This is a genomic window from Candidatus Symbiothrix dinenymphae (genome assembly GCF_001431085.1).
Map to the genome: position 1 here is coordinate 24,416 of NZ_BBRU01000444.1, position 6,925 is coordinate 31,340.

Consider the following 6,925-nt stretch of genomic DNA (forward strand, 5'->3'; position numbering starts at 1 on the left):
ATAATTTATATTTTTCACCTTTTTCTCCTCCCATACAAAGTAATTTCAGACAACGCGAAATTAAACGTTTGAATATCCCCGTCAAAACACCCAATCATCTCATACCTAAACCATCGGGTAGGCTCCGTGAACTCTATCTCATCGGGATAGAAATAGGTCATGTCGCCGGCAAGACCGGCAACAATATATTGCCTTTCTGTCGCCAATGAAGGTACCTGAATGGTATGGTCGCGTATCATCTCCCATTCTTCCGTATCCGCGTGATAGATATAAACTTTGTACCGTTTTATATTTTTGTCCTTATAGTAACCGTACTCTCCCCGCTCCAACTCATTCTTATAATCGGCGAATTGGTGGGTAACGATGCGACTTAATTCCCACTCTTCGCCAAGGTCGACCAAGAAATTTACCGGTTTAACTCCTCCGTATGCACCACCTTTCGTAAAGTTATCATTACGACCACCATCACCATCATATATGCCGTCAATCAATATCCGACCGCCTGTTTTAAAGTAACCGCCAAAGAATCCCATCCGCACGCGTAATGTATCGCTTAATTCCTTGGGTAGAAACCAATTGTCTTTCGGGATGATTTCGTCGTGTTTCAGATAGACCGTCGCCGGAGCGAGCACATTGGAATTTCCGTAGCGGTCTTCCACCCGCATATTGACCGTTATAGGCTCCGTCTCCGGAATATCTTCCATGCGGACAAATTCACGGACGTCCTCGTTGACAGAGGAAACAATTGACCGTTTCGTCACCGGCTGACCCTTTAGTTTGTAGGAATAATCAAGATACACATTAACGTTTTGTTTGAGTGTGTTCTTCCAATCCACATAGAACGAGCCGAAGCCCCCCTTCACTTGCAGCGACTGGCTGATAAGCTGCACGGCAGGCTTATCAGGCGTAATATCAACCGGCACACTCGCGGAGCGGTTGCCGGCGCGGTCCACGGCATACACTTGCACCGTGAGTGCCACACTGTCCGGAAAACCAATCACAGTGATAGAATCAACATAGTAAGAAGTAGAAAACCACACCTCTGCGCCCGTTTGCGGATTCGTATAAGAGGCATCAATAGAGAGCAAATCCTCATCTTCCGGCACCCGATAATGAATAACGCCACCACCATTCACCGCCCTCCAGCCAAGAATCTCAGGCTTTCCGGGAGGCGTCCCATCAGAATAATTAATCTCAAAGCGCTTACTCTCATCGCAGCCGCAAAGGACTGTTACCAAGCAAGCCGTCACACATAACACTAAACATCTAAATTTCATAATCTTTAATTTTTAAATTTATAATTTCTAATTTTTCTCTGATTTTTTTGTCTGAACCTTGATTTTAATAAGATTTACAAGATTACCATGATAATCTTTTCTCTGTAATCTTGCTAATCTTATAAATCTTGTGAAAATCGTGGTTCAGACATTTATTCCCAACTCGGATTTTGCTTCAAATTAGGATTAATATTCATATCATTCAACGGAATAGGCCACAGATTATCGCGAAATTGGAAGCGACGCGCCTGCTTAATACTCAACTGAAAGAAATCAGTTGCATTACCGGCATTACCAATCCAGCCCATAGTTGGCTTGTTAAACTCTTGAGTAGCCAGCTTATAGCGCCGTACATCAAAAAAGCGTGACCCTTCAAAAGCCAACTCGATGCTACGTTCCCGGAGAATGATGTCGAGCATACCCGCCTTTTCCCGGTGGTGGTTGAGGTAATTGGATGTAACCTTCGTGGCATCTGCCCACACATCTTCCACATTGGGAATGCCTGCACGGGTGCGCACTTTGTTGATAGAAGCGAGTGCCGCTGCCGGTCCGTTCACCTCATTCTCACACTCCGCCTGCATCAAGTATAGGTCTGCCAGACGGATAATCGGAAAGGGGGAGTTTTGAAAGCGACCGTCGCCGGAGCGCGTTTCGGGATCAAGAAATTTATGAACGGCTATGCCCGAAGAAAACCACTGAACCCCCCCCCCGAAACTTCTCGTACCGCCGAATGTATTGGCATACAGAGATATAGGTATCGTCCTTACAAATTGCCGCCAATAGCCGCCGGTAACGCCCAAGTTGGTATAGAAACGCATTTCGCGGTTGAGATAGAGATAAGACGTTCTGTAGTCCGACTGCAAAATACCCATCCACTCTTCGTTGCCGGGCACCGTGACATCAGGCGTTGACGCAAGGTCATATTTCAGCATCTGGTTGAACGCCAAATCCGCATTGATGGGTAGCCCGTTTTTGGTGTAGAACCGTTCGAGCATCTCATAGTTGGCACCAAGAGAATTATAGGAACTCACACCCGCATTATAGTTATTACTAATACTCGGATCATCGTGGCCCCACACGTTCTGGCCATCTATCTCGTTGTTTGCACCAAGGGCATCAATATAGTTTTCTCCTGAGCGATAAATAGACGTGGCTCCTTGCAGTGAGATAGCGCTACCCGCGGTATATGTTCGTCCCCATATCAATTCTTGGTTCCACCTTTCGATGGGTGCCATCTTGTTAGAATAAAACAGTTTCATTCCGACCGGATTTCTCAATATCCAGATATCGTCATCATCCGTAGAGGTACTACTTTTATTGAACACATACAATCCGGGGGAGCCATGCGATTCACAGAAGTCTATCGCTTGGGTAACGGCTGTCAAGGCATCCTGCCATTTCTGCGGAGCTGGGGTTTGCGGGAAGAAAGGCTGTCCATCGAAATCAAGGAAGCTGACGTAGTCAGTATTGCCGTTGAAGAACGGGCTGGCACGCAACAGATATACTCGCGCGAGTGTGGCGTAAGCTATTTTTTTGTCTATCATACCCAGATTGAGCGTCTCCGTCTTGTCTTTCAAGTCGGGGATAGCCTCTTCGATAAGGTTGGTGACGTAGTTGAAACAGGCATCCACTTTCTCTCTGCGCCCCATGACTACATCATCCGGCTCATCCACATTGATGTTGCGGTCCACGATAATGATAGGCCCGTAATACTCAATCAACTGATAGTGAAAATAGGCTTTGAGAAACTTTACCTGCGCAATCCAGTCTTTGCGCTCATTCTCCTCAAAATTGGCTGCCAAATGAATTTTCTCCAGGAAAGTGTTAGCAGCACGAATGCCGTCATACATCCCCTTGGCACCGCCCGTGCCATCCCACAAGCTGTAGAGCGGTTTACCGGCATTTTGGCTGCCCATCATCACCCCCATAGGCGGAAGCAAGGTAGCAGTATTGGCACCATCACTCGCGCGCCAAACCCACTCGTCGCCCAAAAGCCACGGCGAATTATACCGGTGTTGCACATCCGGGATATAGCTATAAACCCGAGCCAAAGCATTGTAAGACGTCTCACGGTTGCTGAAAAGGTCATCTAATTTGACCGTATTATCAGGCACAACGTCTAAATAATCGCTGCACGACGGCAGGAGAAACATCGCCGCAACAATGAATGTAGAGACGTGGCGCGCCACGTCTGTACGAATAATTTTTTTTAATGATTTCATATTCTTTAATTTTTAATTATTTAATTAATCTTTTTTTTGTCTGAACTTTGATTTTAATTTGATTTTCATGATTACCATGATTTCCATGATAATCATAATTTTCTATAATCATAATTTTCTATAATCATACTAATCAAATTAATCATATTAAAATCACAGTTCAGACTAAAATCGTGGTTCAGACTAAAATGCCAATTGCAATCCAATATTATACCTCCGATTAATAGGATAAGCCAATCCATTGCCCCCCATCTCAGGGTCCCACAATTTAAATTTACTGAAAGTAAGCAAGTTTTCACCGCTCAAATAGAGGCGTATGTTCTGAATGCCATAACCTTTCAGTTGACTGATGGAATAACCTAACTCCACTGTTTTAAGGCGTATAAACGAGGCATCGCGCAACCACCATGTCGAATTGACATAATTGTTAGCCACATTATCTATGGATAGACGTGGCCAGAAGGCATGTATATCCGGGTTCATCTCCGACCAGGTGCTGTTGGCTATGATAGCCGGTGCATTGCGACGACCTTGCAAGGGCGCAATTTCTTGCGGGGCGATAAAGAAAGAAGATTGTGCATTACCCTGAAAGAAGAACGATAAGTCCGCATCCTTAAACCCTGCCGACAGTCCGAAACCATACTGCACTTGCGGCACAGTCGGATAACCGATAGGAATCTGGTCGTTCTCATTTATCACACCGTCATTGTTGACATCCGTATATTTGATGTCACCCCGCATATAGGGGCCTAAAGCACTCTGGTCCGGCGAGTTGTAAATCTCATATTGGTCAAGGAACAAGCGCTCGGCTACATAACCAAATGGCTGATCAACGGGCTGCCCCACCTTAAATCTATAAGCAGGCTGGTTCATCGGCTCGTCTGTTCTCAAGACCTTGCTGCGTGCAAAAGTGTAATTGGCGCGCCCTGTGAGCCAGAAATCTTTGTTGAAACTGTGCTTGTAGTCTATCGAGCCGTCTACACCCTCCGACTCCACCTTGCCGATGTTAGCACTTATCGCTGTACCGCCCAATCCAAGGCTTGCGGGCACGTTTTGTCGCGGCCAGTAGATTTGGTCGCGCACATCAGTAAAGTAATCCACTTGTATGTTCATGCCTTTGAGCAGGTCCAACTCGACGCCGACGTTCTGCTTGGTGGAAACCTCCCATGTGACGAACGGATTCTCATATTGGTTGATAGCATATCCCGGATAGATTGTCCTCATATCCTGACCAAAATAAGCCGGAGTGAGGAGATTACTCGCATTGCCAATTTTGATGTCCGACAGATAGTAGAAACGGTCGTCACGTTTTCCTGTATTCCCGATGGCATCGTTTCCTACCTTTCCCCAAGAATATTTCAATTTCGCCATACTGAGTATATCCCGCAACGCATCGCTGTAGAACTTCTCGTTAGAAATGACCCATCCTACCGCTACGGCAGGGAAGAAGCCAAAACGATGACTGGCGTCGAACTTCTCAGAGCCGTTAAAACCATAGGAGGCTTCCAGGAAATACCGCGAATCATAATCGTAAGTGAGACGCGAAGAGTTGCCCAGGTTGCGCTCCGGCAAAGTCAGTTTGATACCACCATCCGTACCGCTGGTCAGAAGTTTCTCCTCTGCAATGCCAACGGTCATTAAACCAATGTTGTGGACACCAAATTGCCGCCCCCAATTGAAACGAGCTTCAAAATAATAGTGTGTATTCCCGTCTTTACCGCCCACCACATCACCCAGATAAGGGTTGTTGTTAGGATTGGTATTGAAAAGCGAATAGGTATTGTATACCGGGTCATAACCTTCCAGCGAGTAATAGGTCGGGTCGAACGTACGTTTCTGAGTAGCACTGCTAAAAGCACTGATGGAGGCTTTAAACTCAAACTTCAAGTTCTGCAACAGATAGTCCATATTGTGCCGCAAAGTGGCCTGTGCCGAAATATTACTCTCGTCTGTTTGCGAATACCCCTTTACCATCTCTGCAAAAGGGTTGGTCTTGGACGGGGAGACCATACCGAACATCGTGTGCCGAACATTCTCATACCCCGCACCGGGATGCCATACAGCAGGAAACTCCACCGGATTGATGTCCATTATCTGCTTGAAGATGTCACTGGCACTCGTAGCCGGACCGTTGTACTTCTGGAACCGACCGGAAATACGTGTGTCAAGTGTGGTAGTTTTGCTCAATTTAAAAATAACATTCGAGCGGAGATTGAAACGCATGATGTCAATGTTGCTATTGAAATCATTCAAATTATCCTGCTCGTCCACTTTCAGCAAACCGGTTTCATGGTCCATCCCCACGGCTACATAATACGTGGTAGATTGGTTGCCACCTTCCAAATTGACATTGGCTTTCTCATTCACGGTTTGCGTTTTCATAATCATATCATACCAATTGACATTGGGATACGCCATCGGATTGTCGCCACGCCGGGTAGCCTCAATCTTATCCTGGCTATACCACTGCGCAATAGGCGTTGTCGCACCGCTATCGTAATAGCGCGACAGTTGTGCCTCGTTGTACAATTCCATATACCTCACCCCGTCGAGCAATTCAAGCATCTTTGTGGGTGTCGAGATATTGACATCAAGGCGCGCCGATATTTTCACTTTATCCGACTCCCGACCGGATTTGGTAGTGATAGTGATGATACCGTTGGCACCGCGAGCACCATAAAGCACTGTTGCCGAAGCATCTTTGAGGATGGAAAACTGGTCGATGTCATCCGGCTGCAAGCGTGCCAGGTCGTCGGTAGAAGACTCAAAGCCGTCAATCAGTATCAGAGGCGATTTAGCGTATCCGAGAGTAGTAACGCCGCGCACAAAGAATTGCGCGTTGTCCTTTCCCGGCTCGCCGGTCGTCTGATAGGAAATCAGACCGGGAATCTTACCAGCAAAGGCAGTCGTCAAGTTACTGCCCGCAATCTGCAAGTCTTTCGCGGCGATGGTGGTAATGGAGGCCACCACGCTCTCTTTCTTCTGCCTGCCGAAAGCCACCACAGTAACTTCATCCAATTCATTCGCTTTGGGCTTGAGCGGAATCACAAAACTCGCCTTGTCGCCCACCTCCACAGTGTAGGTGTCATAGCCCAAAAACGAAACTTCCAAAACATCCGTCGGCGAAACGTCTATTTTGAACGAACCATCTATGTCGGTCACTACTCCACGAGAGCTCCCTTTGATGGTGATGGTGGAACCGGGGACTCCATCTCCGGTCTCATCGTACACAAAACCGGTAATGGTCTTCGTCCCTGACGAGGGAATCGCCACCTCAATAATCTGCGCCGCCTCTTGCGGCGCTTCCTGCGCTGTTTCAGCGCGAACGTTTCGCCGACGGATGTTTTGGAAGTTTCGTTTTTGGGCTATGACACCTCCACTGTGGAGGTGGGCGACAAGGCGAGTTTTGTGATTCCGCTCAAGCCC

General features: G+C 47.0%; 3 protein-coding genes. All 3 read right to left on the reverse strand.

Annotated elements, in window-relative coordinates; all coding sequences use genetic code 11:
• Positions 1-14: 14 nt before the first annotated feature.
• Positions 15-1,277: a DUF4959 domain-containing protein gene (locus ASC50_RS04930; RefSeq protein WP_082592099.1), complete on the reverse strand. Its 1,263-nt coding sequence runs from the start codon at positions 1,275-1,277 to the stop codon at positions 15-17.
• A gap of 152 nt (positions 1,278-1,429) precedes the next feature.
• Positions 1,430-3,499 (reverse strand): RagB/SusD family nutrient uptake outer membrane protein, encoded by a 2,070-nt coding sequence (locus tag ASC50_RS04935; protein ID WP_082592100.1) that lies wholly within the window; start codon positions 3,497-3,499, stop codon positions 1,430-1,432.
• A gap of 183 nt (positions 3,500-3,682) precedes the next feature.
• The coding region (locus ASC50_RS04940) for a SusC/RagA family TonB-linked outer membrane protein (RefSeq protein ID WP_056928773.1) at positions 3,683-6,925 on the reverse strand (3,243 nt) is incomplete at its 5' end.